Source organism: Iodobacter violaceini (genome assembly GCF_011601265.1).
In the GTDB taxonomy this organism is placed as follows: Bacteria; Pseudomonadota; Gammaproteobacteria; order Burkholderiales; family Chitinibacteraceae; genus Iodobacter; species Iodobacter violaceini.
On record NZ_JAAOLX010000037.1, the window covers coordinates 1 to 556 of the forward strand.

Genomic DNA, 556 nt, shown 5'->3' on the forward strand with positions numbered 1-556 from the left:
CACCTTAGCGCCGATGATAGTGCAGATTACCTGTGTGAAAGTAGGTCATTGCCAGACACCCTAAGCCGTAACAAGACCCCCGTACTCGAAAGAGGCGGGGGTTTTGCTTTGCGCGGAAGAAATGGAGTTGCGCCTCGCTATGTGTTTATTCACCGCTCAGTACTTGGGTTCGACTCTGGAGGGGGGGGGCTTCCATCATGCTTGCATGAGTTCAAGCTGATGTTTTTACCGGGCTGTAGGTTGAGTTGTTTTTGGATCGGCTTTTTGAGCCGCTTCTCAAGGATAAATATCACCGAAGAGTCCTTATTTGAAGGATCTTATGCCAATTGATGTGGTTGATACGGTACTCTGAAAATGATTTCTGTGCTAAAAAATAAAAATAGCTCCTTATAAAATCAATGGCTTACTAACTTGTTTGGTTTTGTTTTCGCAAAGGGGTTGACCGGTTTGAGTGTCGCCGGTATAGTTCGGCCTCTCGCTGCAGCACACACGGAAACGAAGTGATGCAGAAGCAGCGAAACGATCTTTAAAAAAATACAGTCGATGAGTGTGAGTG

Annotated in this window: 1 protein-coding gene; it reads left to right on the forward strand. The window is 46.0% G+C overall.

Annotation, left to right across the window (positions count from 1 at the left end; genetic code table 11):
* Nucleotides 1–330, forward strand: a 330-nt coding sequence (locus HA050_RS22010; RefSeq protein ID WP_205836563.1) for a hypothetical protein, incomplete at its 5' end; no start/stop codon positions are given.
* Nucleotides 331–556: the final 226 nt, after the last annotated feature.